The 24,473-nt window shown below is 61.7% G+C and carries 29 protein-coding genes; 17 read left to right on the top strand and 12 right to left on the bottom strand.

Translation table 11 applies throughout. From position 1 onward, the window contains the following. Positions 1-2 precede the first annotated feature (2 nt). The gene (locus RTCK_RS10835; RefSeq protein ID WP_142592811.1) at positions 3-1,208 is read right to left on the bottom strand and encodes an ABC transporter substrate-binding protein; all 1,206 of its coding nucleotides are present in this window, start codon (positions 1,206-1,208) and stop codon (positions 3-5) included. Between the two features lie 171 nt (positions 1,209-1,379). Between RTCK_RS10835 and RTCK_RS10830 the strand changes: the two genes are divergently transcribed. The 3 genes from RTCK_RS10830 (at position 1,380) to RTCK_RS10820 (ending at position 4,721) form a co-directional block, all read left to right on the top strand. After that, a complete protein-coding gene (locus tag RTCK_RS10830) occupies positions 1,380-2,339 on the top strand; it encodes a LysR family transcriptional regulator (protein WP_142519646.1) in 960 nt (319 codons plus the stop codon). A gap of 122 nt (positions 2,340-2,461) precedes the next feature. Then, positions 2,462-4,393, top strand: a complete 1,932-nt coding sequence (locus RTCK_RS10825) for a hybrid sensor histidine kinase/response regulator (protein WP_142592810.1) — start codon at positions 2,462-2,464, stop codon at positions 4,391-4,393. A 52-nt stretch (positions 4,394-4,445) separates the two neighbouring features. Beyond that, positions 4,446-4,721, top strand: coding sequence for a BON domain-containing protein (locus tag RTCK_RS10820; protein ID WP_142592809.1), 276 nt, complete (start codon positions 4,446-4,448; stop codon positions 4,719-4,721). 45 nt (positions 4,722-4,766) lie between these two features. Here the strand turns inward: RTCK_RS10820 and RTCK_RS10815 are convergent, their stop codons facing one another. Continuing rightward, positions 4,767-7,112: a glucose/quinate/shikimate family membrane-bound PQQ-dependent dehydrogenase gene (locus RTCK_RS10815; protein WP_142592808.1), complete on the bottom strand. Its 2,346-nt coding sequence runs from the start codon at positions 7,110-7,112 to the stop codon at positions 4,767-4,769. Between the two features lie 160 nt (positions 7,113-7,272). Between RTCK_RS10815 and RTCK_RS10810 the strand changes: the two genes are divergently transcribed. After that, a complete protein-coding gene (locus RTCK_RS10810) occupies positions 7,273-7,908 on the top strand; it encodes a UdgX family uracil-DNA binding protein (RefSeq protein ID WP_142592807.1) in 636 nt (211 codons plus the stop codon). A gap of 16 nt (positions 7,909-7,924) precedes the next feature. Beyond that, entirely contained in the window at positions 7,925-8,647 is a 723-nt protein-coding gene (locus RTCK_RS10805; protein ID WP_142592806.1) for a glutathione S-transferase, read from the top strand. A gap of 14 nt (positions 8,648-8,661) precedes the next feature. Here the strand turns inward: RTCK_RS10805 and RTCK_RS10800 are convergent, their stop codons facing one another. Together RTCK_RS10800 and RTCK_RS10795 are read right to left on the bottom strand one after the other, a co-directional pair. Next, positions 8,662-9,171, bottom strand: a complete 510-nt coding sequence (locus RTCK_RS10800; protein WP_142519640.1) for a superoxide dismutase family protein — start codon at positions 9,169-9,171, stop codon at positions 8,662-8,664. Positions 9,172-9,198: 27 nt separating this feature from the next. Then, complete coding sequence (locus RTCK_RS10795) at positions 9,199-9,705, bottom strand: sigma-70 family RNA polymerase sigma factor (RefSeq protein WP_408004526.1); 507 nt, start codon at positions 9,703-9,705, stop codon at positions 9,199-9,201. Between the two features lie 172 nt (positions 9,706-9,877). Between RTCK_RS10795 and ku (RTCK_RS10790) the strand changes: the two genes are divergently transcribed. Together ku (RTCK_RS10790) and ligD are read left to right on the top strand one after the other, a co-directional pair. Continuing rightward, complete coding sequence (ku, locus tag RTCK_RS10790) at positions 9,878-10,738, top strand: non-homologous end joining protein Ku (RefSeq protein ID WP_142592805.1); 861 nt, start codon at positions 9,878-9,880, stop codon at positions 10,736-10,738. A 2-nt stretch (positions 10,739-10,740) separates the two neighbouring features. Next, entirely contained in the window at positions 10,741-13,281 is a 2,541-nt protein-coding gene (gene ligD, locus RTCK_RS10785; protein ID WP_142592804.1) for a DNA ligase D, read from the top strand. Positions 13,282-13,285: 4 nt separating this feature from the next. Here ligD and ku (RTCK_RS10780) read toward each other — a convergent pair whose 3' ends face one another. Next, positions 13,286-14,086, bottom strand: a complete 801-nt coding sequence (gene ku, locus RTCK_RS10780; RefSeq protein WP_142592803.1) for a non-homologous end joining protein Ku — start codon at positions 14,084-14,086, stop codon at positions 13,286-13,288. A 131-nt stretch (positions 14,087-14,217) separates the two neighbouring features. Here ku (RTCK_RS10780) and RTCK_RS10775 point away from each other — a divergent pair, with 131 nt between their 5' ends. The 6 genes from RTCK_RS10775 to RTCK_RS10750 all read left to right on the top strand — a co-directional run bounded on the left by RTCK_RS10775 (position 14,218) and on the right by RTCK_RS10750 (position 16,744). Further along, positions 14,218-14,406, top strand: a complete 189-nt coding sequence (locus tag RTCK_RS10775) for a hypothetical protein (protein ID WP_142592802.1) — start codon at positions 14,218-14,220, stop codon at positions 14,404-14,406. A gap of 168 nt (positions 14,407-14,574) precedes the next feature. Then, positions 14,575-14,745: a hypothetical protein gene (locus tag RTCK_RS10770; RefSeq protein ID WP_185928010.1), complete on the top strand. Its 171-nt coding sequence runs from the start codon at positions 14,575-14,577 to the stop codon at positions 14,743-14,745. Positions 14,746-14,926: 181 nt separating this feature from the next. Next, positions 14,927-15,511: an isochorismatase family cysteine hydrolase gene (locus RTCK_RS10765; protein ID WP_142592801.1), complete on the top strand. Its 585-nt coding sequence runs from the start codon at positions 14,927-14,929 to the stop codon at positions 15,509-15,511. Between the two features lie 63 nt (positions 15,512-15,574). Further along, entirely contained in the window at positions 15,575-15,967 is a 393-nt protein-coding gene (locus RTCK_RS10760) for a BON domain-containing protein (RefSeq protein WP_142592800.1), read from the top strand. A gap of 21 nt (positions 15,968-15,988) precedes the next feature. Beyond that, on the top strand, positions 15,989-16,171 hold the full coding sequence (locus RTCK_RS10755) for a hypothetical protein (protein WP_142519633.1): 183 nt from the start codon (positions 15,989-15,991) through the stop codon (positions 16,169-16,171). A 75-nt stretch (positions 16,172-16,246) separates the two neighbouring features. Further along, positions 16,247-16,744: a YciE/YciF ferroxidase family protein gene (locus RTCK_RS10750; protein WP_142519632.1), complete on the top strand. Its 498-nt coding sequence runs from the start codon at positions 16,247-16,249 to the stop codon at positions 16,742-16,744. A 74-nt stretch (positions 16,745-16,818) separates the two neighbouring features. Here RTCK_RS10750 and RTCK_RS10745 read toward each other — a convergent pair whose 3' ends face one another. Next, positions 16,819-17,037: a hypothetical protein gene (locus RTCK_RS10745; protein WP_185927987.1), complete on the bottom strand. Its 219-nt coding sequence runs from the start codon at positions 17,035-17,037 to the stop codon at positions 16,819-16,821. 138 nt (positions 17,038-17,175) lie between these two features. Here RTCK_RS10745 and RTCK_RS10740 point away from each other — a divergent pair, with 138 nt between their 5' ends. Together RTCK_RS10740 and glgA are read left to right on the top strand one after the other, a co-directional pair. Beyond that, positions 17,176-17,430 carry a DUF2934 domain-containing protein gene (locus tag RTCK_RS10740; RefSeq protein ID WP_185927986.1) on the top strand — a complete coding sequence of 85 codons (255 nt, stop codon included), beginning with the start codon at positions 17,176-17,178 and terminating at the stop codon, positions 17,428-17,430. 255 nt (positions 17,431-17,685) lie between these two features. Then, positions 17,686-19,155: a glycogen synthase GlgA gene (gene glgA / locus RTCK_RS10735; RefSeq protein WP_142593112.1), complete on the top strand. Its 1,470-nt coding sequence runs from the start codon at positions 17,686-17,688 to the stop codon at positions 19,153-19,155. 66 nt (positions 19,156-19,221) lie between these two features. Here the strand turns inward: glgA and glgX are convergent, their stop codons facing one another. The 3 genes from glgX to RTCK_RS10720 all read right to left on the bottom strand — a co-directional run bounded on the left by glgX (position 19,222) and on the right by RTCK_RS10720 (position 21,851). After that, entirely contained in the window at positions 19,222-21,297 is a 2,076-nt protein-coding gene (glgX, locus tag RTCK_RS10730) for a glycogen debranching protein GlgX (RefSeq protein ID WP_142592798.1), read from the bottom strand. Positions 21,298-21,366: 69 nt separating this feature from the next. Further along, positions 21,367-21,570, bottom strand: a complete 204-nt coding sequence (locus RTCK_RS10725; RefSeq protein ID WP_142519628.1) for a hypothetical protein — start codon at positions 21,568-21,570, stop codon at positions 21,367-21,369. Between the two features lie 5 nt (positions 21,571-21,575). After that, the gene (locus RTCK_RS10720) at positions 21,576-21,851 is read right to left on the bottom strand and encodes a hypothetical protein (RefSeq protein ID WP_142592797.1); all 276 of its coding nucleotides are present in this window, start codon (positions 21,849-21,851) and stop codon (positions 21,576-21,578) included. Between the two features lie 102 nt (positions 21,852-21,953). Here RTCK_RS10720 and RTCK_RS10715 point away from each other — a divergent pair, with 102 nt between their 5' ends. Both RTCK_RS10715 and RTCK_RS21010 read left to right on the top strand, forming a co-directional pair. Then, the gene (locus RTCK_RS10715) at positions 21,954-22,220 is read left to right on the top strand and encodes a hypothetical protein (RefSeq protein WP_142592796.1); all 267 of its coding nucleotides are present in this window, start codon (positions 21,954-21,956) and stop codon (positions 22,218-22,220) included. A 43-nt stretch (positions 22,221-22,263) separates the two neighbouring features. Next, the gene (locus RTCK_RS21010) at positions 22,264-22,395 is read left to right on the top strand and encodes a hypothetical protein (RefSeq protein WP_268963129.1); all 132 of its coding nucleotides are present in this window, start codon (positions 22,264-22,266) and stop codon (positions 22,393-22,395) included. On the opposite strand, the gene RTCK_RS10710 is transcribed toward RTCK_RS21010, so the two are convergent. Genes RTCK_RS10710 through RTCK_RS10700 form a run of 3 tightly spaced genes read right to left on the bottom strand, consistent with a single transcriptional unit; the run spans position 22,392 to position 24,471 of the window. Then, complete coding sequence (locus RTCK_RS10710) at positions 22,392-23,459, bottom strand: c-type cytochrome (RefSeq protein WP_142592795.1); 1,068 nt, start codon at positions 23,457-23,459, stop codon at positions 22,392-22,394. The genes RTCK_RS21010 and RTCK_RS10710 overlap by 4 nt on opposite strands. Then, positions 23,456-24,091: a cytochrome c oxidase assembly protein gene (locus RTCK_RS10705; protein WP_142592794.1), complete on the bottom strand. Its 636-nt coding sequence runs from the start codon at positions 24,089-24,091 to the stop codon at positions 23,456-23,458. Before RTCK_RS10705 ends, RTCK_RS10710 begins: the two co-directional genes overlap by 4 nt. After that, positions 24,088-24,471, bottom strand: a complete 384-nt coding sequence (locus RTCK_RS10700) for a hypothetical protein (protein ID WP_142519623.1) — start codon at positions 24,469-24,471, stop codon at positions 24,088-24,090. Before RTCK_RS10700 ends, RTCK_RS10705 begins: the two co-directional genes overlap by 4 nt. Positions 24,472-24,473 lie beyond the last annotated feature (2 nt).

Raw genomic sequence — 24,473 nt, 5'->3', positions numbered from 1 at the left:
GCTTACTTCACCAGCTCGCAGCCGCTCTTGGCCGGGTCGATATAGGCTTCCTTGCCCGGAATCGTCGCCAGCACGTTGAAATAGTCCCACGGCTCACTGCTCTCACCGGGCTTCTTCACCTGCAGGAGATACATGTCGTGGATCATCCGGCCGTTCGCGCCGACCGTGCCGTTGCGGGCGAAGAAATCCTCGACCGGCATTTCATGCAGGGCCCTCGCGACGGCTTCCGTCTCGTCCGTGCCTGCCTTCTCCACGGCCTTCAGATACTGGAGGACTGCGGAATAGGTGCCGGCATGGATCATGTTCGGCATCTTCCCGGTACGCTCGAAGAAGCGCTTGCCGAACTCGCGGCTCTGGTCGTCGAGGTTCCAGTAATAGCCCTCCGTCAGCGTCAGTCCCTGCGCCGCCTCGACGCCGAGACCATGGACTTCCGCCAGCGTGAACAGCAGTGCGGCGAGGTTCTGCCCGCCGGCGGTGATGCCGAATTCTGCCGCCTGCTTGATGGCGTTTGCCGTATCGAGGCCCGCATTGGCGAGGCCGATAACCTTCGCGCCCGAAGACTGCGCCTGCAGCAGGAATGACGAGAAGTCGTTGGTGGCGAGCGGATGGCGGACAGCTCCCACCACGTTACCGCCGGCCGACTTCACGAAGGTACCGGTCTGCTCTTCCAGCGAATAGCCGAAAGCGTAGTCGGCCGTGAGGAAAAACCAGCTGTCGCCGCCCTGCTTCACGAGCGCGCCACCCGTGCCGACGGCGAGCGCATGGGTGTCATAGGCCCAATGGAAGCCGTAGGGACTGCACTGCTTGCCGGTCAGGTCCGTCGTCGCGGCACCCGTGACCATGTTGATCTTCTTCTTTTCCTTGCTGAGCGCCTGCACGGCGAGCGCAACCGACGATGTCGTCAGCTCCATGATGGAGTCGACCTGCTCGGTGTCGTACCACTGGCGAGCGATGTTCGAAGCGATGTCCGGCTTGTTCTGGTGGTCGGCGTCGACGATCTCCACCGGCACGTCGAGCACCTTGCCGCCGAAATCTTCTATGGCCATTTTCGCGGCCTCGACGGAAGACTTGCCGCCGAAGTCCGCATAGACGCCGGACTGGTCGTTCAGGATGCCGATCTTGACCTTGCCGTCTGAGGCGCTCTGCGCCAGCGCAGCGGTGCTGCCCGCCAGCAGGAATGCCAGCGACGTGATGAGGTTCTTCCGCATGATATTCTCCTCCCAGAGAAAGCCAGAGTGCGAATCTGTTCATTTTTGGGAGGCCGCCCTCCTCAAGGCGACCCTTACCGCGGCTATGGTTCCGGATTTCACCGGTTGACGCAAGGTAAGAGGTCCAATTAATTGCAAACAGACTCTGTGCATTTGTGAACAGAAGAAACGATGAGCGGCAACCCGAATTTCACTTGGGACGACCTGCAGTATTTTCTCGCCGTCGCGAGAACCGGACAATTGTCCACGGCAGCCAGACATCTGCGCACCAGCCACGCAACGGTATCGCGGCGCATCGATCGTCTGGAGTTCGCGCTGAAGGTGAAGCTCTTCGAGCGGAACCCCCGCGGCTATGTCCTGACCTCGGTCGGCCAGCGCTTCGTCGAGACGGCCGAGAAGATGGAGGCCGAAACCGATCGCCTGCAGGCGGACGTCGCGGCGGGAGCCATGGCGCAGCGGGGCGTGATTCGGCTGAGTGCTCCCGAGGGCTTTGCGAACTTCTTCTTTTCGCAGCGGATAGGGGCGTTCTTCGCCCAGTATCCGAACATCTCGCTGGAACTGGTGACCATCCAGCAGATCATGTCGCTTTCGCGCAAGGAAGCCGACATTGCGGTGACGCTGGACCCGCCGAAGGCGGGGCCCTACCGGACCGAGAAGATCACCGACTACAATCTGAACGTCTACGCATCCACCGCCTATCTGGCCAAGGCGCCTCCCATCCGCCGGCGCGACGATCTCCTGGAGCATCCGTTTATCGGTTATATCCAGGACATGATCTTTGCGCCCGGGCTGGACTATCTGGGCGACGTGCATCCGGGCATCAGGCCGCAGTTCCAGAGCTCCAGCATTTTCGCCCAGCTGACCGCGACCAGGAACGGCCTCGGCCTTTGCGTGCTGCCGCACTTCATCGCAGGCACCCTGACTGACCTGCAGATCGTGCTGCCGCGGGAGATTACGCTTACTCGCAATTACTGGCTCGTCTGCCACAGGGATCTCAGCAACGTCCCTCGCGTGCGTTTCGTGTCAGACTACATCTATTCCGCCGTGCAAGCGGCCCAGGATGCGTTCCTTCGTCCCAGTTCCAGCGGTGGCCGGCTGCATCACACTCGATCGGAACGTCCCGCCCATTAGACAACCCCGTCACTATGGTCTTGATGATCGTCAATTTTTTATCGATCCGTGGAACAAACGGCTGAAACCGACATTTTATTGGGTTAACCGTGGATCACGGTTCCAGGGGGATGATGCATTAAATGCGAACTCAACCGCAGACTCTAGGGATTCAAGAGGAGCGTTATCGTCTCCTTGTCGATTCGATTACTGACTATGCCATCTACATGCTCGACCCTGAGGGGCGGGTGAGCAGTTGGAACCCCGGAGCGGAGCGTTTCAAGGGCTACAAGGAACACGAAATACTCGGCCACCACTTCTCCCGTTTCTACACGGAGGAGGATCGCGAGGACGGCCTTCCCGGACGCGCGCTGCAGACTGCGGCCACGCAAGGTAGGTTCGAAAACGAAGGCTGGCGGGTGAAAAAGGACGGTACCCGCTTTTGGGCAGACGTCATCATAGACCCGATCTGGAGCCCCTCGCACGAACTGCTAGGCTTCGCGAAGGTGACACGCGACCTGACGGAGCGAAGGCGGGTGGAGCAGGAACTGAAGCGGACCGAGCAGCAGTTTCAACTTCTGGTACAGGGAGTTCGCGATTATGCCATCTATATGCTCGACCCGAGTGGCCACATAACCAATTGGAATTCGGGAGCCGAGTTGATCAAGGGCTACCGAGGTGAAGAAGTCATCGGGTCCCATTTTTCTCGCTTTTACACGGATGAAGACCGCGCCGCCGGTCTGCCAGGAATCGGCTTGGAGGCAGCACGTCGAGACGGCCGTTTCGAGAAGGAAGGAATTAGGGTCCGGAAGGATGGCACCCGTTTCTGGGCTCATGTCACCATAGAAGCGATCCGTGACAGAAGCGGCGAGCTTCTGGGCTTTGCCAAGGTCACCCATGACATCACGGAGAAGATCGAGGCGCAGAACGCCTTGAACCAGGCGCGCGAAGAGCTTTTCCAGGCGCAGAAGATGGAGGCAATCGGCCAGTTGACCGGAGGCATCGCCCATGACTTCAACAATCTCCTGATGGCGGTCCTCGGAAGCCTCGGCATCCTAAAGAAGAGGCTGCCGCAGGATCCTTCTCTCATGCCGCTTCTGGACAACGCGATCCAGGGGGCCGAACGCGGCGTGGCGCTGATCCAGAGGATGCTGGCCTACTCCCGTAAGCAGGATCTCGACCTGACACCCGTCGACACTTCCTCCGTCGTCGGGGGCATGATGGATTTCGTCCGCCGGTCGGTCGGCGCGGCGATCGAGATCGAGACGGAGTTCTCGCCCGATCTGCCCCTTGTGCTGACGGATGCGGTGCAACTGGAGACGGCTCTGCTCAATCTTATCGTCAACGCCAGGGATGCGATGCCGCAAGGCGGCAGGATCACCATCAGAGCCTGTCGCACCCCCCTCCCGAGCTCTTCGGTCTCAGGAGACGGCAAGGAATTCGTCCAGCTATCGGTGGAGGATACGGGCGAGGGAATGGACACGGAAACGATCGAGCGCGCGACCACCCCGTTCTTCACGACGAAGGGCGTCGGAAAAGGCACCGGTCTTGGACTTTCAATGGTCCAGGGACTGGCCGAGCAATCGGGCGGAAAGCTGGTGATCGAAAGCAGCAAGGGACATGGCACCAGCATTTCCCTCATACTTCCCGTCGCAGATCAGTCGGCCCTACACGTCACGTCGGATCACCGGCAGGAGCAGGCCCTGCCTCCCCTGCCCGAGACCTTGCGCGTCATGGCCGTGGATGACGATGCTCTCGTACTGATGAACACGACGCTGATGCTGGAGGATCTCGGGCACCAGGTCGTCGAAGCCTATAACGGCGCCCAGGCCCTGGAAATGCTGGAGGGAGGAGAGCGGGTCGATCTTTTACTGACCGATCACTCGATGCCCAAGATGACCGGCGCCGAGCTGGCCGACCGCGTTCACAGGCGATGGCCGGAACTGCCCGTCATCCTCGCGACCGGCTATGCCGAGCTTCCCTCGAACGAAGGAGAGAGGCTGCCGAAGCTGTCGAAACCGTTTTCGCAGGTGCAACTGGCAGAGATCCTTTCGTCGGCGATCCAGAAACGCTGAACCAACCCTGCTGCCACGCGTTGATCCTCCAGTCTCAGCTGGAGGATTTGCCGTGGTATTCAAGCATCAGAGTTTTCATGAGATCCCGCCGACCGTCGAGAGCGAATTTCCGCCGGCCGCCACGCTGGAAGGCGCCGTGGCGGACAGCCTGGCTGCGGCGGGCGGCATAGATGCGACGGGCGTACAGGTTGTGGTCGAAGGGAATACCGTCGTCCTCACCGGCTCTGTCATGGACGAGAAGGAGATCGCCCGAGCGGAGGAAATCGCCCGAAGCGTGGACGGCGTAGGCGACGTACGCAACGAGATCCGCTCCGGCCGGATTGCTTGACGCGCTTCAGAATTGAGGCCCGGACGGTGCCGGGCCCTTTTCTCCTCAGTTGCGAGGCAACGCATAGGCAATGATATAGTCGCCCGGCTTCGTCCCGACGGAGCCGTGACCGCCAGCGACCATCACCACGAACTGGCGCCCGTCGTCGACTGCATAAGTCATGGGAGTGGCTTGTCCACCGGCCGGCAGCCGAGCGCGCCAAAGCTGTTCACCGGTGGTGAGGTCATAGGCGCGCAGATAGTTATCGACGGCCGCCCCAAGGAAGGCCACGCCACCTTTCGTGATCATCGGCCCCCCTATACCCGGGACCCCAACCTTGAACGACAGCGGCAGGGGCGTCATGTCGTAGACCGTTCCGTTGCGACGCTTGTAAGCGATTTCGCCCGTGCGTAGATCCGCTCCTGCGACATAGCCCCATGGCGGTGCCTGGCACGGAATCTGAAGCGGGCCCAGGAACGGCCCCATATAGACGCCGTAGGGTGCTCCTTCGTTGCGGTTCAGCCCCTGTTCGCTTCCCTTCTCGTCCGCGCCCTTCGGCGGGATCTCCTCGCGGGGGACCAGCCGCACGGTAAAGGCAAGATAGGTGGGCATTCCGAACATCACCTGCCGTTCCGGATCGACGGCGACACTACCCCAGTTGAACGTGCCGAAATTGCCGGGATAGACGAGCGTCCCGTTCAGCGACGGGGGTGTATACCGGCCCTCATAGTTCAACTGGTGGAACCGGATGCGGCACACCATCTGGTCCAACATGGAGATACCCCACATGTCCTTTTCCTGCAGCGGTTCCGGCTTGAACGTCAGTGCAGAAGTCGGCTGGGTCGGGGCGGTGAAGTCTTCCGGTATCGCGCCACCCGGAGCAGGTTCCTCCGTTACGTCGATAATCGGCTCGCCCGTCCGGCGGTCGAGAACGTAGATGTCGCCCTGCTTGGTCGGCCCGACCAGCGCGGGCACCATGGTTCCGTCCTCCTGCGCAAGATCGAGCAGGACCGGCTGCGCAGGCACGTCCATGTCCCACAGATCGTGGTGTACCGTCTGGAATACCCACCGATCCGCGCCAGTATTGATATCGAGCGCGACGATCGAGGACGAGTATTTCTCGACGGATTCGCTGCGGCCCATCCCCAACTGGTCGGGAACCTGGTTGCCGAGCGGAATATAGACGAGCCCCAGTTCTTCATCGACGCTGAACACCGACCAACTGTTGGGGGAATTGGGCGTGTAGGTCTGACCGGGCGGCAAGGGTGTCGTTTGGGTCGGGTTACCGGAATCCCAGTTCCAGACAAGTTCTCCCGTATCGACGTCGAAGGCGCGGATGACTCCCGACTGGGAACGTACCGAATAGTTGTCGTTGACGGCCCCTCCGATGATGATCTTCCCGCCGGCAACTACGGGAGGAGAGGTCGAATAATAGTATCCGGCCGGATTGTAGGGCATACCGGCCTCAAGCCTCAGCGTTCCCTGATCGGCGAAGGAGGGGCAGACCTGACCGTTGGCTGCATCCAAGGCGATGAGCCGGGCGTCCGACGTCGGCAGATAGACACGTTGCGAGCATGGTGCGCCGGGCTGTGCGGCAGAATCGGCATAATAGGTCACCCCCCTGCAGGTCTGGTGCTGCCGGTCGGGATTGAGCCCCGCGTTCGGATCGAACTTCCACTTCTCCTCGCCCGTGGTGGCGTCGATCGCGATGGCCCAGTTATGGGGAGTGCAGAGGTAGAGGCTGTTTCCGACCTTCAGCGGCGTGACCTGATAAGTGGTTTCCCCGACATCTTCCGGAAGCTTCACGTCTCCGGTCTGGTACCGCCAGACCTCCTCGAGTTGGTCGACATTCTCCACGGTAATCTGGTCCAGGGGCGAATAGCGCTGGCCATAGTTTGTTCGTCCGTACTGATGCCATTCCCCGGGCGGCACAGCATTGCCCATTGCGGGCGCCGCAGCGACGGATTCCTCCGGAAGCTCGCCATCGATACGGTAGGGATCGGTGAACATGGAGCCAACGGCGATGATGATCGCCAGCATGATCGAGACTGCCAGCGGCGTCGCACCGACCGGATAGCGATTTCCGGTTGGGCTTTGGAAACCCAACGGCTTCCTGACCCAAGGCGTCAGCAACCACAGCCCGAGCAGAACGATCACGCCGCCGCGCGGGCCAAGCTGCCACCAGTCGAACCCCACTTCCCAAATCGCCCATGCGAGCGAACCGACGACGATGAGCGCGTAGACGAGAAGGGCAAGTGGCCGCCGCATGTAGAGCAGGACGGCGGTGAGGATGAAGGCAATCCCGGTAATGAGGTAGTAGACGCTCCCGCCGAGGCTCACGAGATAGGCGCCGCCGGCGGTCAGGGCCAACCCGAGAAGCCCCATAACGATCGTGGTGATCACAATAGCCATGATGAATATCCTGTTCCGACTGCTGCATCGGATCGCCGCTGGCGCCGCGAACCCCCGACCGTCAACCCATCGCTCGGCTGAAAGTTCCACGCCATGGCCGTTGCTCGAGCCCAGATGGAACCAAGGGGCGCGACGCAGTGTTCCCAAGCCGGAGGTGACCATGGAATCCAACCATGCGGGGCCGGCGTTCCAGACCCCCGGTCAACCTGGCGACGATCTGCATGCCGTTCGTACAATTGCCGAGGACTGTACGCGCTGCGACCTCTACAGGCACGCGACCCATGTCGTGTTCGGCGAAGGGTCGCCCGATGCGGATGTGGTACTCGTCGGAGAACAGCCGGGCGACAAGGAAGACCTCGCGGCCCGACCCTTCGTCGGACCGGCCGGCCGGCTGCTGGACCGATGCCTGGAGGAGGCTGACGTGGACCGTACCCGCTGCTACGTCACCAATGCCGTGAAGCACTTCAAGTTCACCCCCCGCGGCAAGCGGCGGATACACGCCAAGCCCAATGCCGGCGAAACAAGGGCCTGTGCGTGGTGGCTTGCAGCAGAGCTTCGCATCATCCGTCCGTCCCTCGTGGTCGCGCTTGGAGCAACCGCCTTGTTTTCCCTCCTGGGGAAGGACGCCAAAGTGACCCGGGACGGGGGCAGGGTCCTGCAGGCGCCCGACGGCCTGTCGGTGCTCGTCACCATTCATCCCTCTGCTCTCCTCAGAACCATGGACAGGCCGGAGTCCGCCCAGGAGAGGCAGCGGTTCATTGACGAGTTGCGGCAGATCGCAAACTATGTCTCGTGACAGGCGGAGGAAGCGCATGACCTATGAGCTGTACTATTGGGACGGCATCCAGGGCCGCGGCGCGTTCGTCAGGCTGGTCCTTGAGGACGCCGGTGCATCGTACCGGGACGTCGCCCGTGAGCCAGGCGGTACGGAGAAGATGACGGCGTTCCTGGAAGGGAAGCATGGCCATCAGATACCATTCGCACCGCCCTTCCTGAAGGATGGCGACCGGGTGATCTCGCATGTCGCCAACATCCTGCGGCATCTCGGGCCGAAACTGAACCTCGCACCTGCCGGCGAGGACGCCCGATCCTTTGCGCATGGCCTGCAACTGACCATCGCCGACTTCGTCACGGAGATTCACGATACCCATCATCCTCTGGGAATGGACGCCTATTATGAGGACCAGAAGGACGAGGCAAAGATGAGGTCACGCCGGTTCATTCAGTCCAGGCTGCCCAAATTCATGGGCTATTTCGAGAAGATCCTGAGCGCCAGTCCGACCGGCCCGACCCATCTGGTCGGGAATGAGACCAGTTATGTCGATCTGTCCCTGTTTCAGGTTGTCGAGGGGCTTCGATACGCGTTTCCGAACGCGATGCGCGACGTGGAGACAGATTGGCCGGCGGTGGCGGCGCTTGCAGAGGCGGTGAAGAAGCGGCCGAATATCTGGGCCTACCTTCAGTCCGACAGGAGGCCGGCCTTCAACGAATCCGGCATCTTCCGCCATTACCCCGAACTGGACCTCGATCGCTGAGGCCACGGCGCAGTCTATTGGATGACTGCGCAGGCCAGACGATCCCCTGCCTTGCCGGAGGGCTGGCTCTGGTAGTCGTCGGACCCGCCATGGATCATCAGCGACTTCCCCTTGACGCTGTTGGCGCCCTGATCGAGAGAAACGAAGGTGTTGAAGGCCTGGGCGCGCAGCACGCCTTCGGCGTCGACATATTGATTGGGCATATCGCCCGCATGGGGGCCGCCGGCCGATCTGTATCCGTGTTCCTTGCCCTGGGGATTGAAATGTCCACCTGCACTCTCGTGGCCGCTCTGGTGATCGCACGTCCCGTTCTCGTGAAAATGGAAGCCGACCCACTGGCCCGCGGGCAGTCCGGAAACCTCGGCTTCGACCAGAACGCCGGCTGGCGTCGCGGTCAGCGTTGCGGTTCCGACCTCGGCCCCGTCCGCGCCGATGAACTTTGCCGTGGCTGTCGTCTCCTGAGCCGTGGCGCCGCTGCCGAAGAAAGCCGCCGCCGCGAATGCTGCCACCAATCTGCCTGCCATGTGAACCTCCCTTGGCCTTCCTGTTCGTCACACCGGCTCTTCGCCGAGCTCCAGCAGGATCTGGTGCCGTGCCCGGTTCAGCCGGCTTTTGACGGTGCCGACGGCACAGTCGCAAATTTCTGCGGTCGTCTCGTAGCTCTCGCCGAGGATCGCCACGAGCGTCAGCACCTCGCGGTAATGCGGCGGCAGTTTCTGCAGGGCGCGCTGCACTTCCTTGGCGCGCGCACTCACCTCCTGGGTCGCCGGCATCGGAGAATCTCCGGACACCGGCTCGTCCATGCCCGGCGCCTCCCGGCCAAGCACCTTGGAACGGGTGTAGAAGGTGTTGCGCATGATGGTGAACAGCCAGGACTTCAGCTTCGTCCCGGGCTCGAACTTGTCGAGATTCGCCAGGGCCTTCATCAGCGTTTCCTGAACAAGATCGTCGGCATCCGTGGGATTGCGGCAGAAGGTGCGGGCAAACGCGCGGAGAGCGGGAATAAGCTTTACTATGTCTGCGCGTGCAGGATCACGATTCAACTGTGATTCAGACACCGTGCCTACCTCTCCGAAGTCTCGCTGACGGGATGACGGTGGCAAACGCGCCGTTCACGCCTTTGGTTCCCCGAAGCAGGTTGACATTCGTCATCTCCATCGAGCTGCAACCGGAAGAAGGAACAAAGTTCCACCGGCCTCTGTTGATAAGGCTTTTCGGGGAGTTCGATCCGTGGCACCGAGAGCAAACTGGAAGGGCTATCTCAAGGTAGGAGAGTTGAGCTGCCAGGTGGCGCTCTATACCGCCGCTTCGACCGCCGACCGCGTCAGTTTTCATATCGTCAACCGGGAGACGGGGCATCGCGTCCATCGCCAGCTCGTCGATGCCGATACCGGCCGTGAAGTGGATAACGAGGACATCGTAAAGGGCTATGAAGTCGCGAGCGGCCAGTATGTCATCCTCGAACCGGAGGAGATCAAGGCGGCGGTGCCCGACAGTGACAAGACGCTCGCACTGGAAAGCTTCATTCCCTGCGGCGAGGTGGACACGATCTTTCTGGATCGTCCCTATTATCTTGCACCGGCAGACAAGGCGGCAACCGAGGTCTACTCGCTGATCCGCAAGGGGCTGGAGGAGAAGAATGTCGCGGCGCTTGCCCGGACCGTTTTGTTTCGCAGACTGCGTACGTTGCTGATCCGCCCGACGGATCAGGGCCTGATCGCCAGCACTCTCAACTACGACTATGAGGTCAGGCCTGCCAGCGAGGTATTCTCGGATATAGCCCAGTTCAAGATCGAGGGCGAAATGCTCGACCTCGCCCGGCACATCATCGGCACCAAGAAAGGCAAGTTCGATCCGACCGAATTCGACGACCGCTACGAGACGGCGCTTGCCGATTTGATCAAGGCGAAGATCGAGGGGCGCAAGCTGGCGAAGAAGCCGAAGCCGGAGCCGAAGAAGGTTTCGAACCTGCTCGATGCCCTTCGCCAGAGCGCCGGCGCCGATGCAAAACGTAGCAAGAAGGCGTCCGCGGCCAAGAAGCCGGCCCGCAAGCCGAAGACCGGCACCCAGCCGCAACGGAAGGCAGGCTGACAATGGCGCTCGAAACCTACAATGAGAAACGCGACTTCACTGTTTCTCCCGAACCCAAGGGAAAAAGAGCGAAAGCGGGCGGAAAGAGCTTCGTCATCCAGAAGCATGCGGCGCGCCGGCTTCACTATGACTTCCGGCTCGAGATGGATGGCGTTCTGAAAAGCTGGGCGGTCACCCGCGGCCCGAGCCTCGTGCCGGGAGAAAAGAGGCTTTCGGTCCATGTGGAGGATCATCCGCTGGACTACGGCGGCTTCGAAGGCGTCATACCCGAAGGCAATTACGGCGCCGGCGCCGTCCTGCTCTGGGACCGCGGCACCTGGAGCGCAACCGGAGATCCTCACAAGGCCTACAGGAAGGGCCACATGGAATTCGAGCTCGAGGGCGAAAAACTGCGGGGCCGATGGCACCTGGTGAAGATGGCCAATCGCAGGGGCGAGAAGCGCGAGAACTGGCTGCTCATAAAGGGCGAGGACGAGTTTGCCCGAGCCGAGAGCGATCCGGACATCCTCGAGGAACTCCCGAAGTCCGTGAAGACCGGACGCGTGATCGAGGAACTCCAGGGCGGGAAAGCGCCCAAGAAGCTTGCGAAGAAAAGAACAACCGCAACGGGCGTCCAACCTCCGACGGACAAGGAACTCAACGGTCCCGTCACACCCGATATACAGAAGATCAAAGGTGCACGAAAGGCCAACCTGCCGGACTTCGTTGCTCCGCAGCTTGCAACGCTGGTGAAGGGCGCCCCGTCCGGCAAACGCTGGATCCACGAGATCAAGCTCGACGGTTATCGGCTTCAGGCACGCATCGATGGCGGCGATGTCCGGTTGCTGACGCGGACAGGCCTGGATTGGACACACAAGTTCGGCAAGCCAATCGTCGACGCGCTCAGGCAACTGCCGGTCAAGCAGGCGATCATAGACGGCGAAATCGTGGTCAATGGCGGATCGGGGGCAACGGATTTCTCCCTCCTCCAACAGGACCTGAGCGAAGGCCGCACGAACCGCTTCGTCTTCTTCGCCTTCGATCTCCTCCACCTTGATAGAAATGATCTCACCGGCGCGAAGCTCCTGGACAGAAAGCAGGCACTGGAAGCCATTCTCGCGGACTGCGCGGCCGTGCTGAGATACAGCGAGCACTTCGGCGACGAAGGCGGGCTCGTCCTCAAGCATGCCTGCCGCCTGAGCCTGGAGGGGATCATCTCGAAGATCGGCGATGCTCCCTATCGCGGCGGTCGGGGCCGGGATTGGGTCAAGTCGAAATGTTCTGCGCGGCAGGAGTTCGTGGTCGCCGGCTATGTCCCCTCGTCCGTCTCCAGCAATGCGATCGGCTCGCTGGTCATGGGTTACTACGATGGCGACACGCTGAAGCATGCCGGCCGCGTGGGCACGGGTTACAGTAACAAGGTCGCGCAATCGCTCTTCCGCCAGTTGCAGGATCTGCGGACCGACAGGAGCCCTTTCGGAGAGAAGCTGACGGGTGTGGAGAAGAAGGATGTCGTCTTCCTGAAGCCTGAACTGGTGGCAGAGGTGGAGTTCCGTGGGTGGACGGCGGATTCCCACATCCGCCATGCGGCTTACCGGGGCCTCAGGGAGGACAAGCTGGCCCGCGACGTGATCCGGGAGACAGGTCCCATGGAAGCAAAAGCCGAGCCTCCGGAGGATCCGGCCAGGCGCACCGTCAACCTGACCCATCCCGACAGGGTATACTGGCCGGAGGCGGGCGTGACCAAGGCGGGGCTTGCGGACTACTATATCCAGGTCTGGCGCTTCATGGCGCCCTATGTCGTCAACCGGCCTCTCGCCCTGGTGCGTGGACCGGACGGGATCGGCAAGGCGCTGTTCTTCCAGAAGCACGCCTGGAAAGGCATGAACAAGCAGATCAGGACGGCGAAGGACCCGGCCGATCCTTCAGAGGAGGACATCGTCATCCACGACCTGGACGGGCTTCTGGGCCTGGTGCAGGGCGGTACGCTGGAAATTCATCCCTGGGGATCGACCATCGATCGCTGGGAGAAGCCGGACATGGTCAACATCGACCTCGATCCGGGCGAAGGGACCACGTGGGATGACGTCATTGCCGCCGCGCACGAAGTGAAAGCGCGTTTCGAAGCCATGGGTTTGGCCGGATTTGTCAAAACCTCAGGCGGCAAGGGACTGCATGTGGTCGCTCCGGTGAAACCGAAGGCAGAATGGCCGGACGTGAAGGCCGCCATGAAGGCGCTGGCCGACAGCATGGCGGGCGACAGTCCCGACCGCTACGTCTCCACGATCACCAAATCCAAACGCAAGGGCAAGATCCTCATCGATTACCTGCGCAACGGGCGGGGAGCGACGGCGGTGGCGCCCTATTCCACACGCGCCCGAGCCGGCGCGCCGGTCTCCATGCCGGTGGCGTGGGAGGAATTGGGCGGAGCCATCGGACCCGCCTACTTCACCGTGAACAATGCCGTAGCCCGCCTTGAGCAACTCGGAAACGATCCATGGGCGGATTTCCGCGCGGCGGAGGCCGAAATCACGGTTGCGGGGAAGACAAGGCGAAAGCGTTAGCCTCTCAACGGGATGACTTGCGCTCCGCCGCGAGGCTCTTCTTGAGCGCGCTCATGATGTCGATGACATTGCTCGGCTGCTCCGGTTTCGGTTCTGCCGGCTTCTTGACCTTCTTGCCCTTCTTGCGCGCCGCGATGATGTCGAGCAGGCGGTCCTGGACGGGATCGTCCGCCATGGAAGGCTTCCAGTGCGCAGTCCGCTCCTCGATCAGCTTCTTCATCATGCTGAGGTGCTGCGAGGAGGGCTTGTCCCGCTCGATGTTCCCGAAATAATCACCGGCCTCACGCACCTCGTCGCCGTATCGCAGAGTCCAGACGACGATGCCGTTCTCCTTGGGGACGAGCAGGACGGCCCGTTCCCGGCGATACATGACCAGGCGGGCAATGCCCGCCGTTCCGGTCTTGGCCATCGCTTCACGGATCACCGCAAAGGCTTCGGCACTCACCTCGTCGTCGGGCGCCAGATAGTGCGGACGGTCGTACCAGATCCAGCCGATCGATTCCACCGGGACGAAGGTCTCTATGTCGATGGTGCGGGTGCTTTCCAGCCCGACATCCTCGATCTCTTCATCCTCGAACAGGACGTATTCGTTCTCGCCCTTCGGATATCCCTTGACCTGATCCTCGTCATCCACCGCCTCACCGGATACCGCGTCGACATATTGGCTCATGACGCGATTATGGGTCTTGCGATTGAGATTGTGGAAGCGGACCTTTGCGGATTCCGACACGGCCGGTGTCATGCTCACGCGGCAGGTGACCAGGGAGAGCTTCAGATACCCCTTCCAGAACGCACGCGGCGCCATCACAGCCTCCAGATCGTCGTCGATGGCGGGCAACGGCGGTGCACCGGGAATGGTTCCGAGGCGGCAGCGCCATCTGGAACATTCGCCCTTGGCCCGACGTTCACCCGCAACTCGGAAACGGAGGACGAGAGATGATCGCCGATAACCAGAAAAAACCTGAAGAAGAAAAGGGTGTCACCCCTTCTGCACGGAAACGGGAGGATCGCGCAGCTCTTGAAGAGGAATTGGAGGAGGGGCTGGAAGATACCTTCCCCGCCAGTGACCCCGTCGCCACCACCACCACTTCCATACCTGCAGGAACGCCACCACCACCCAAATAGCAGGCGAAAGCATCTGTCTAAAGGCGACCGCACGCAGGTCGCCTTTCGCTTATTTTGACCCCTGACTTTTTCGGGATTTCCGAAGTTTTCAATATTGCTGTATGGAGGAACAATGTAAGGTCGGCGAAAAGGTGGGCGATGACCTTCACTCCATCGTCAGAGGTCGGAATGGTAAAGAAAATCGATCAGGGGACAGAGGCCGAACTTCGGCTTGGACGGCGCGTCAGCCGCGAAGTGGCAGTCCTGCTCAACGAGATCGAGAACGAGCCCGTGCCCGATCGTCTCCTGGAACTGGCCCAGCAACTTCAGAAGGCCCTTTCGGAAAAGCTGGAGAAGTAGACGAAGACAGGTCCCCGGTCCGAGGCGTCCTGGAGCCTATTCTGCCTGACATCATCCGCAGAATCTCCTTCTGCTGCACCCCCCGTCGCCGATAGACGCGCCTCTCTTCCTTTCACGTCCCTCATCTCCGGAACTTTGGCGGCGACCTTCCGTTCAAGCTCTCCGATAGCAGGAGGAGCAGATGGAAGATCCACTTCGGTGTCGTCACCTGTGCGTCGACATGCAGCGCATGTTCGCGGAAGACACCCCGTGGAACGTTCCCTGGATGGACAAGGTGCGGGGCCCGGTTGCCCGCTTGGCGGCAGCACATCCGGCGGAGACCGTATTTACACGGTTTATTCCACCGGTGCAGGCGGAGGACAGACAAGGGACGTGGCGGGACTACTACCGCAAATGGCCGATGATGACGCGAGCCATCCTTGGGGACGAAATGGTGGATATCCTACCGGAACTGCGCGCGTTGGTGCCGCCAGCAACAGTATTCGACAAGACCATCTATTCTCCCTGGCTCGACGGGCGGCTTCACCGGTTCCTGCAGGAACAGGAGGTGACATCGCTCATCATATCCGGGGGAGAGACCGACGTCTGCGTCCTAGCTGCGGTCATGGGGGCCGTCGATCTCGGCTACTCGATCACCCTGCTCAAGGACGCCATCTGCAGCACTTCCGACCAGACCCATGATGCGACACTGGAGCTCTACGGCACCCGTTTCTCCTCCCAGCTTCGTCTTTCGAGTGTCCCGGACGTGCTGGATTGGTGGGCGTAGGCGGAACCTTCGAGGCCGTCAGCAGGTTGTCTCGACATAGAACCTTCACGACGGAGAAACGCCATGAAACACGAACAGCCGAAACCCGGTCGCCCCGGCGAAACCTCGCAATGGCCCCGCTGGGAGGGCCCGGCGGAAAACCGTCCGAGCGGCTATCTGCAGGGAGAGGCGAACATCTTCGCGGAGAACGAGGGCCAGGAGAAAAAGCGCGACGTAGCCCCTGCTGGATACGATCGACCCGACGATCAGGTCCAGGCAGCGGTCAACGAGGCGCTGACGCAGGATGCATTTCTCGATCCGACGAACATCATGGTCGAGGTCAACGACGGTGTGGTCTCGTTAACGGGCTCGGTGGCCCGCGAGGCGGACGCCCGGCGCGCCGAGGAATGCGCAATGGCCGTGGCCGGAGTGACGGGCTGCAACAATCGGCTTACCGTCTCCGCCGAGCGCCACTGATCTCGAGGAGAGGAGATATCCATGGCCGACAAGCTTTGGTTCATCATCGTAGCGCTGGGACCGGTCCTTCTCGGTATCGTCATCGCCTACGGGCTGATGCGTCGTCGACGCCTCGGGGCGGCTGAAAAGCTTCGCCAGGAAGAGGCTGTTGAGCGCCTCTACGACAAGCCTGAAGGCGGCCGTCAGACGACCTTCAGGCAATAGCGGTTAGGCGGAACCTTTGCCGGGACGCGCCGTTAACAGCAGCGGAAACACCCAACCCAAATCAGGAGACGAAGCATGGCTAGCAAGACCCTCGACGACCTGTTCTACGAGACGCTGAAGGACATCTATTATGCGGAGCGCCAGATTGTGAAGGCTCTGCCGAAGATGGCTCGCGGCGCTCAGGACGAGAAGCTGAAGGCCGCCTTCCAGCAACACAAGGAAGAAACCGAAGGCCAGATCGAGCGGCTGAAGGAAGTCTTCGAAATCATCGGCAAGCGCGCCCGCGGCAAGACCTGCCCGGCGATCGACGGCATCATCGAAGAGGGTGAAGAGATCCTCGAAGAGTTCAAGGGCACCCCAGCTCTCGACGCCGGTCTCCTCGCTGCTGCGCAGGCGGTCGAACATTACGAGATCAGCCGCTACGGCACGCTGCGCGCCTGGGCTCAGCAACTCGGCCTGAAGGACGCCGTGCGTCTTCTGGAGGAAACCCTCGCGGAAGAAAGCAAGACGGACGAGACACTGACCGGACTGGCCGAGTCCGCCGTCAACGCCGCGGCGCAGAAGGCAGCCTGAGCGCGAATGGCACCAGAGCGCCATGCGTAACAGCGAAAAAGCCCGGTAACGCCGGGCTTTTTTATCGACTGAACTCAGAAAGAGGCCTGAGGAAACGCCGGCGGCCTGATCGGCAGCATCTCCCCGTTCAGTCCCTTTTGCCGGAAGACCCGGTCCCGCTGCTCCCGGAGCAGTTGCCGCTTTGCGGCCTCCACCGCAAGTTCATAGGTATGAAACGTGCAGCCTGCTTCGACCCCGTTCAGGACGTAGGTCCATCCATCGCAGTGCGGGATGATGTCACAGTACTTGTTCATGATGATCCTCCTTCAGCGCGTGCAAACTCCCGGCGGGACCAAAAGTTCCCTTCATCTCGCCTGCGTCTGAAAATCATCCTTACTTCTGGAACTTCCCTACCGCCGGTGCGTTTCGAACTCCGGCGAATGGAGACATCAATGGCGGACAACGAGGACGAATGGATTCGCAGGCGAGCCTACTCGCTTTGGGAGGAAGAAGGGCGTCCATCCGGGAAGCATGCCGAGCATTGGGAAAAGGCTCGACAGGAACTGGCGGCGTTCCGTGCAGACAAGCCGAAAAGAGCCTCGCGCACTTCGGCAGCCGCTGCGGCCAAAGGCTCCTTGGCGTCATCGTCGCCTGCGCCGAAAAAGGCTGGATCAAAAGGCGCCAAGAAGCCGCCGAAACAAGACTGAACTCCACACAATGCCCCTGGCATCGAGCCGGGTGCTCTTTGTTTCGTCAGGCGGAATCCCTGTGCGCTGCTATGGACATCCTAATTCTCTTCTTCCTTGGAACGCATGTGCCTCCCTTCCCGTTGGACAGAACCGGCCCGGTGCACGGTGGAGGCTGGCATGACCAACGCGTTTTTCTCGCCTGAACCCTTCCCGACGGGGAGCTTTGCGGACGACTTTCTGCGTCAGGTGACGCGAACGCCAAGCATCTCGCCCATGAAGGTGCTTTCCGTCACTTCGGAGGTCTTCCCCCTGGTCAAGACGGGGGGGCTTGCCGACGTAACCGGGTCCCTGCCAAAGGCGCTGCAACGTTGCGGAATCGAAACCATCACCCTGGTTCCCGGCTATCCGGCCGTGCTGCAAAAGCTCGGCAGCGCCCCTCCTCTTCTGCTTTTCGATGACCTGCTGGGAGAACGGGCGTCGCTGCTCTACGGGCGGGTCGATGGTTTGAGCATTTTCGCACTGCATTGCCCGGCGCTCTACCTGAGAGAGGGTGGGCCATACGTGAACTCCGGCGGGATCGACCATTCCGACAACTGGAAGCGTTTCGCGGTCCTCAGCCTCGCGGCTGCGGAACTTGCCGATGGCGCGCTTCCCGGCTGGATCCCCGAGTTGGTTCATACCCATGACTGGCAGACCGCGCTGACCTCCGTCTACATGCGCGAGATGTCGCTGCCGACCCCGGTGGTATTGACGATCCATAATATCGCCTTCCAAGGCCAGTTCCCTGCCGGTCTCCTGCCGGCACTGGGGTTGAGACCGGACCTGTACTCGATGGATTGCCTGGAGTACTTTGGGGACATCAGCTACCTGAAGGGTGGCCTGCGGACATCCGACGTCATCACGACCGTGAGCCCCACCTATGCACGCGAAATCCTGACGCCTCGCTTCGGCATGGGTATGGACGGGGTATTGAATGAGCGCGTAGCGGCCTTAAGGGGGATAGTCAACGGCATCGACCTCGACGTGTGGAATCCCGCTGCCGATCCGCACCTGCCCGTGACCTACGATGCAACGAGCCTCAAGCGAAAGCGGGCGAACCGAATGGCGCTCCTCGGGAAATTTGGTCTCGACGCCCAGGACGCAGGCCCGGTCTTCTCTGCTGTCAGCCGCCTTACGTGGCAGAAGGGCATGGACATGCTGGCCGAAACGGCCGACGAGATCATCTGGAACGGCGGCAAGCTGATTGTCTTCGGTCAGGGGGATCATGCAATCGAGCAGCAGCTGATGGAGGTGGCCGGCCGCCATCCAGGGCGGATGGCCGTCCGCATCGGTTATGACGAACCGACCGCCCACCTCATCCATGGTGGTTCGGATGCGATCGTGCAGCCATCGCGGTTCGAGCCCTGCGGCCTGACCCAGCTTTACGCCCTGCGTTACGGTGCCGTGCCCGTGGTCTCCCGCACTGGCGGTCTTTCCGAGACGATCATTGATGCAAACGACGCCGCCATGTCCGCGCGGGTGGCGACGGGGTTTCAGTTCCATCCGGTGACTGTCGACGGGCTGCGCATGGCGCTGCGCCGTGCCTTGCACGTCTACCAGGATCCGAAGCAATGGGCCCGGCTCCAGAACCAGGGAATGAAAGCAAAGTTCTCCTGGGATCGCAGCGCCCAGCAGTATGCAACGGTCTATGCCAGCCTGGTCCGTAAAGCTGCCAGTTCCCCGGTCCGTGGCCCCCTTCGATGATAATCAGAACTAGGCGCTAGGGCGCCGGAACCCCGCAGCGCGGGGTTCCTTTCGTCTGCGTCCGCCTCAGGTGCGTCGCATCACCACCAAGGTCCTGCCTTCGAGTTCGAAATCCTGATCCTGCTCAACCTCCACCCCATGGAGGGATGGGTCGGCGGTGGTGAGTTCCATCACCCACCGACCCTCTCCGATCCGAGGAATATGGAACGGAACCGTTCCCTCGAAGGGATTGAACAGCACGAGGACGTTGGACCACACCCCCTCCTCCGCAAGATCCGCACGGCGGAGGTTGAGGCCCAGTGTCGTCCCCTCCTGCCACTGTTCCGGAAGCTGCTCGCCGCCTCCCGCGTTGAACCAGCGGACCTCCATGCCGTCGCGCCAGCTCTCGCGCCGGAAGATCGGCTGCGCCTTTCTCAGCGCGATGATCTGGCGAGTGAACTCTCGCAGTTGCTCGTTCGCATCGGGAAGGTTCTCCCAGTGGACCCAGGAGATCTCGCTGTCCTGGCAGTAGCCGTTGTTGTTGCCCATCTGGCTGCGGCCGAACTCGTCGCCGGCGAGCAGCATCGGCGTACCGTGCGACAGGAAGAGCGTCGCCAGGAAGTTGCGCTTCTGGCGCTCGCGGACGTCGTTGATGCCCTCGTCGTCCGTAGGGCCTTCGGCGCCGTAGTTGAAGCTGCGGTTGTCGTTGTGACCGTCGTTGTTGTCCTCGCCGTTCGCCTCGTTGTGCTTCTCGTTGTAGGAGACGAGGTCGTTGAGGGTAAAGCCGTCATGGGCCGCGATGAAATTGACGCTTGCCCAGGGGCGCCGGCCGCGCAGGTCGTAGATATCGCCGGAGCCTAGAAGGCGGGCGGCGAAGTCGGTCGAGACGTTGACGCCCATCCAGTACTCGCGAACGGTATCCCTGTACTTATCATTCCACTCCGCCCAGCCGGGGGGAAAGCCGCCGACCTGATATCCACCCGGACCTATGTCCCAAGGCTCGCCGATCAGCTTGACCTTCGAGAGCACCGGATCCTGCGTTACGGCGTCGAAGAAGCCGCCCCGCTCGTCAAAACCCGCCGGCTCCCGGCCGAGAATCGTGCCGAGGTCGAAGCGGAAGCCGTCGACATGCATGTGCTGCACCCAGTAGCGCAGCGAATCCATGATCATCTGCAGGACCCGCGGATGCGAAGTGTTGACCGTGTTTCCGGTGCCGGTATCGTTGATGTAGTACCGGTGCTGGTCGGGCATGGTCCTGTAGTAGGAGAAGTTGTCGATCCCCTTGAAGGACAGGGTTGGCCCGAGTTCGTTGCCTTCGGCGGTATGGTTGTAGACGACGTCGAGGATCACCTCGATCCCCGCGTCGTGGAAGTTGCGGACCATCTCCCGGAAGCCCTCCAGACCGCGCGACCCGTAATAGCGGGGAGCGGGTGCGAAGAATCCGAGGGTGTTGTAGCCCCAGAAGTTGTGCAGCCCCTTGTCCAGCAGATGCTGGTCATCCGGGAAGTAATGGACGGGCATCAATTCGACGGATGTGATGCCCAGGCTCTTGATGTAGTCGACGCTTGCCTTGTGGCCCATGCCCTCGAACGTTCCCCGCAACTCCTGAGGGATGGCCGGGTTGAGCTGCGTGAAGCCTTTCACGTGCGTTTCATAGACAATTGCCGAGGGCCAGGAGATGTTGGGCCGGGTCGCATCGTGCCAGTCGAAGCCGTTCGGGTCCGTTACCCGGCACTTGGGCATGAACGGCGCGCTGTCGCGCTCGTCGAAGGTGAGGTCCTTGTCCTCATGCAGCAAATCATAGGCGAAGTGTGCCTCGTTCCAGTTCACATCCCCCACGAGTTCGCGGGCGTATGGGTCGATCACCAGCTTGTTCGGGTTGAACCTGTGGCCGTTCTCCGGCTCGAAAGGGCCGTAAACGCGGTAGCCATACAGCGCACCGGGCCTAAGGCCGGGGACATATCCATGCCAGATCTCGTGCGTATATTCGGGAAGCTCGAGCCGCGCGATCTCCCTGGTGCCCGTGCTGTCGAAGAGGCATAGCTCCACCCGCTCCGCGTGGGCCGAGAAGATCGCGAAATTGGTGCCATCGCCATCATACGTCGCGCCGAGCTCGGACCAACTGCCGGGCTGGATTGTGAAGGACTGGTTTTCGGATTTCATGCGTCGCCCCTGTGCGTAACTCCCTAACAATGGAGCGACGCAGCATTCGTTCCTTCCACCAGTTGACAATTATCGCTTCTCGGTGCCGGCCGGACTTTCGACCGGGCTCTGCCCTCCGGTGCCGGTCTGGGGTGTCGGGTCCTGATCTGCCGGTGCCGATGTTGCACCGCTGGCGGGCGTATTGTCCACGGGATCGGACTGGCTGTTGTTTCCACCGTCGCCGCAGGCGGAGAGGAGCAGGACGGACATCAACGGGACTATGAACTTTTTCATGGCATTCACTCTTCATGAAGGACGGTGGACAAAGTTTGGCGCCTGCGCCTGTCGATCGCGATCACTCTCTCTATCGCCGCCAGGTCATCGCCGGAGGCGACAGGGACGGGATCGCCTGCGATCGCCTCCAGCACCTCCGATGAAACAGCGCCACTGCGGATGGCATCTTCGAGGGCTTCGCGCGTATGCCTCTCGGCCTTCAACTGCGCGTAGAGGGCGATGATGAGCCGATCCTTCACGTCACGTATCGGGCCTGCGGCCGCATTGACCATTCTTCCCATGGCATTCTCCTTTGCCGTGTTAAACTTCGCCTCTACGTCCCTGGTTCCCTTTCTTGCCGCGCGCCTATTTCTCAAGCATCGCCAAAGTGAGGAGACATGACCATGACAGCCCCCACGATCGAGGCACTCGAAGGCCGGCTCAATGCGCATCGCGAACTGATGATCGACATGCTCGCCGCCATGATCGGGGGCGAGATCACGATCACCCAATTCTTGCAGCGACTGCGCGACGACGCCACCTTCAAGGATAACGAGGAGGATCCGGGTGTCCTGCCGGATGAGGGATTTGCGATCGCCAACGCCTCGGCGCGGGAAATCCGCGCCATTCTGGAGGCAGCACGAGCACGCGCAGCGGCCGACGCTAACTAAATTTTCACGTTTAAGGCAGGTTTGTCATCTTTGTGTCCATTCCGTGGAACAGGATGACCATGTCGTCGTTCACTGCTCACGAGCAATGGAGGCAGTCATGGTCAGGGAATGGGTCGAAGCAGCCGGCTTTGTCATGGTCGTTGCCGCCTGCTACATGATGGTGGTACCGATCTAAGGCATGGACGGGACGCGTCGCTGCGCGAAGTAAGCCGCCGCCGCCGCTATGTCTTCATCCGTGAGCTTGCGCGCCGCCTCGGTCATCAGGTGGCTGTAGGACGTGCCGCCGCGAACCCCCTGCTTGAACAAGTTCAACTGCCGCTCCAGGTAAGGCCGGCTCTGTCCTGAAAGCTTCGGATAAACCGGGTTCGCCCCCGCCTTTTCATGGCATGAAAGGCAGGCCGGCACTTTCTCTCCCGGGCGCCCTCGCTCGGCCAGCATGCGGCCCTTGTCGAGCAATGCCTGGTCGGCCGGCAGCGGAGGCCTTTGCGGGCGCTGCTGCCTCGCATAATATCTCGCCAGATCCGGCAATGCAGCCTCGGGGAGCGTCCCGGCTGCAACCTCCATGATGCCGCTCGGCCGTTCGCCTTCGGAATAGGCGCGCAAGCTCTCCAGCAAGTAAGCTTCCGACTGCCCGGCGAGACTGGGAATCAGACTGCTCGCCGAAAGCTTGCGTTCGCTGTGGCAACTTTCGCAGGTGATGGGAAGCGGCGAAACCTCCCCTTCCATTGGGGGTGGGTGCAGGCCGGACACCTCATGATATCGTTCCGCACTCATTTCGGGAAGCTCGCGGAGAAACGCCACCATCGCCCAGACTTCGTCGGGCCTGACCTCGGTTGGCCATGCGGGCATGCCGGTGAAGCGAACGCCATGCTGCACGATCTGGAACAATTCCTCATCGGTCCAGGTCGGCACCACCATCTTCAGGTCCGGAGGCACCGGCAGCATGGCCAGCACCGCCTCGGAGCGCGGCTGCGTCGGCGAGCCGTGACAGATGGCGCAGCCGGTTTCATAGTGCCCGGCCGCGTGCGGCAGCAGGGCCGGGTCGTCAAGCGGCGGAGCGTCCACCGAAATTGCAGCGGTGCGGACGGAGTTGCGCATCACCCAGTGCAGAAACCAGTCGGTAACGGCCCAATGACCGCTGCTGGCCCCCACCCCGATCAACCCGGACCATCCGACCAGCAATCCTATGACGGGCAACAGCACGGCGCCGATGATCAGATGTTTCCAGCGGACGATCATGCAGGGCCTCCCGATGCTTTGCCGGGTTCAAGCGCGGAGGACAGGAGAACGACGCCGCCTGCCAGATAGACGATGGCCCCCACCAGCAGCATCACGACGCCGCCGGCCTGCTGATCGACCCCTGCGCCCAACGGAATGCCGAAGCAGGTAACCTCGGCGGTGCCGTAGAGCGGCCGGGGCGACAATGCCAGCAGAGCCCCCAGGAGCGTCATGTGCATGGATGTGAAGAGCAGCCCGCACGTGCCCGCCAGACGGCGCCCCTCCCGTCCATCCAGCGCCCCGCCGAGGCAAGACAGCCAAAGCAGCGTCCCGGCGCCGAAGAAGGTCATCTGCTCCAGAGCGGTCGCAAACCAGGAGGCTTCCGCGAAGGCGCGCGCGCTCGGCAGATGCCATCCCCAGACGGCGAACAGCTCTACCAGGGACGCGACGACGGGGGAGAACCATGACCAGCGCATCGTCAGGTCGTATCGCGTGCCGGACAGCGCGATGGCGATCAGCGGCGCGGCGCCGGCAACGACGCTCATGTGCACGATCATGTGGATTGTGAAGGAGCCACGCCCGCCGAAGGGAAGGATCACCAGCCATGCGACGACGAGAAGGAGAATGCCGAACGAGAGGCAGGCGATCTTCATTGCTGACACCCCGCGATGAAGATCAGGGGAATGGCCACATAGACGACGGCGACGAAACTCAGGCCCGACAGCAGCAGGGTGGCGAAACCCTGGAAGAGCCGCCGGTCATGGTCCGTAGGCCGGTCATGGGGCGGGTCGCCCGAACCGAATCCCCACTGTCGCCAGGCCAGGTAGGCGGACAGGACGATCATCCCGAGCGCCGCCAGCGTCAGCAGGCCGAGACCGATCCTGATGCTGTTGAAATCGATTTCCCAGACGCCGGCCTTCTCGCAGTAGATCGCGACCACGACATAACAGACGATGAAATGGAGCGCCCATACGACAGGCGCGGTGAACAGCGTCCAAAGGCTTTCTATCTCGCGGGGTAAGATGCTCCTCATCG

The sequence above is a fragment of the Pseudorhizobium endolithicum genome (assembly GCF_902153245.2).
Taxonomy (GTDB): Bacteria; Pseudomonadota; Alphaproteobacteria; order Rhizobiales; family Rhizobiaceae; genus Neorhizobium; species Neorhizobium endolithicum.
Note: the sequence above shows the minus strand (reverse complement) of the source record. Positions and strands in the feature narration are given on the sequence as shown.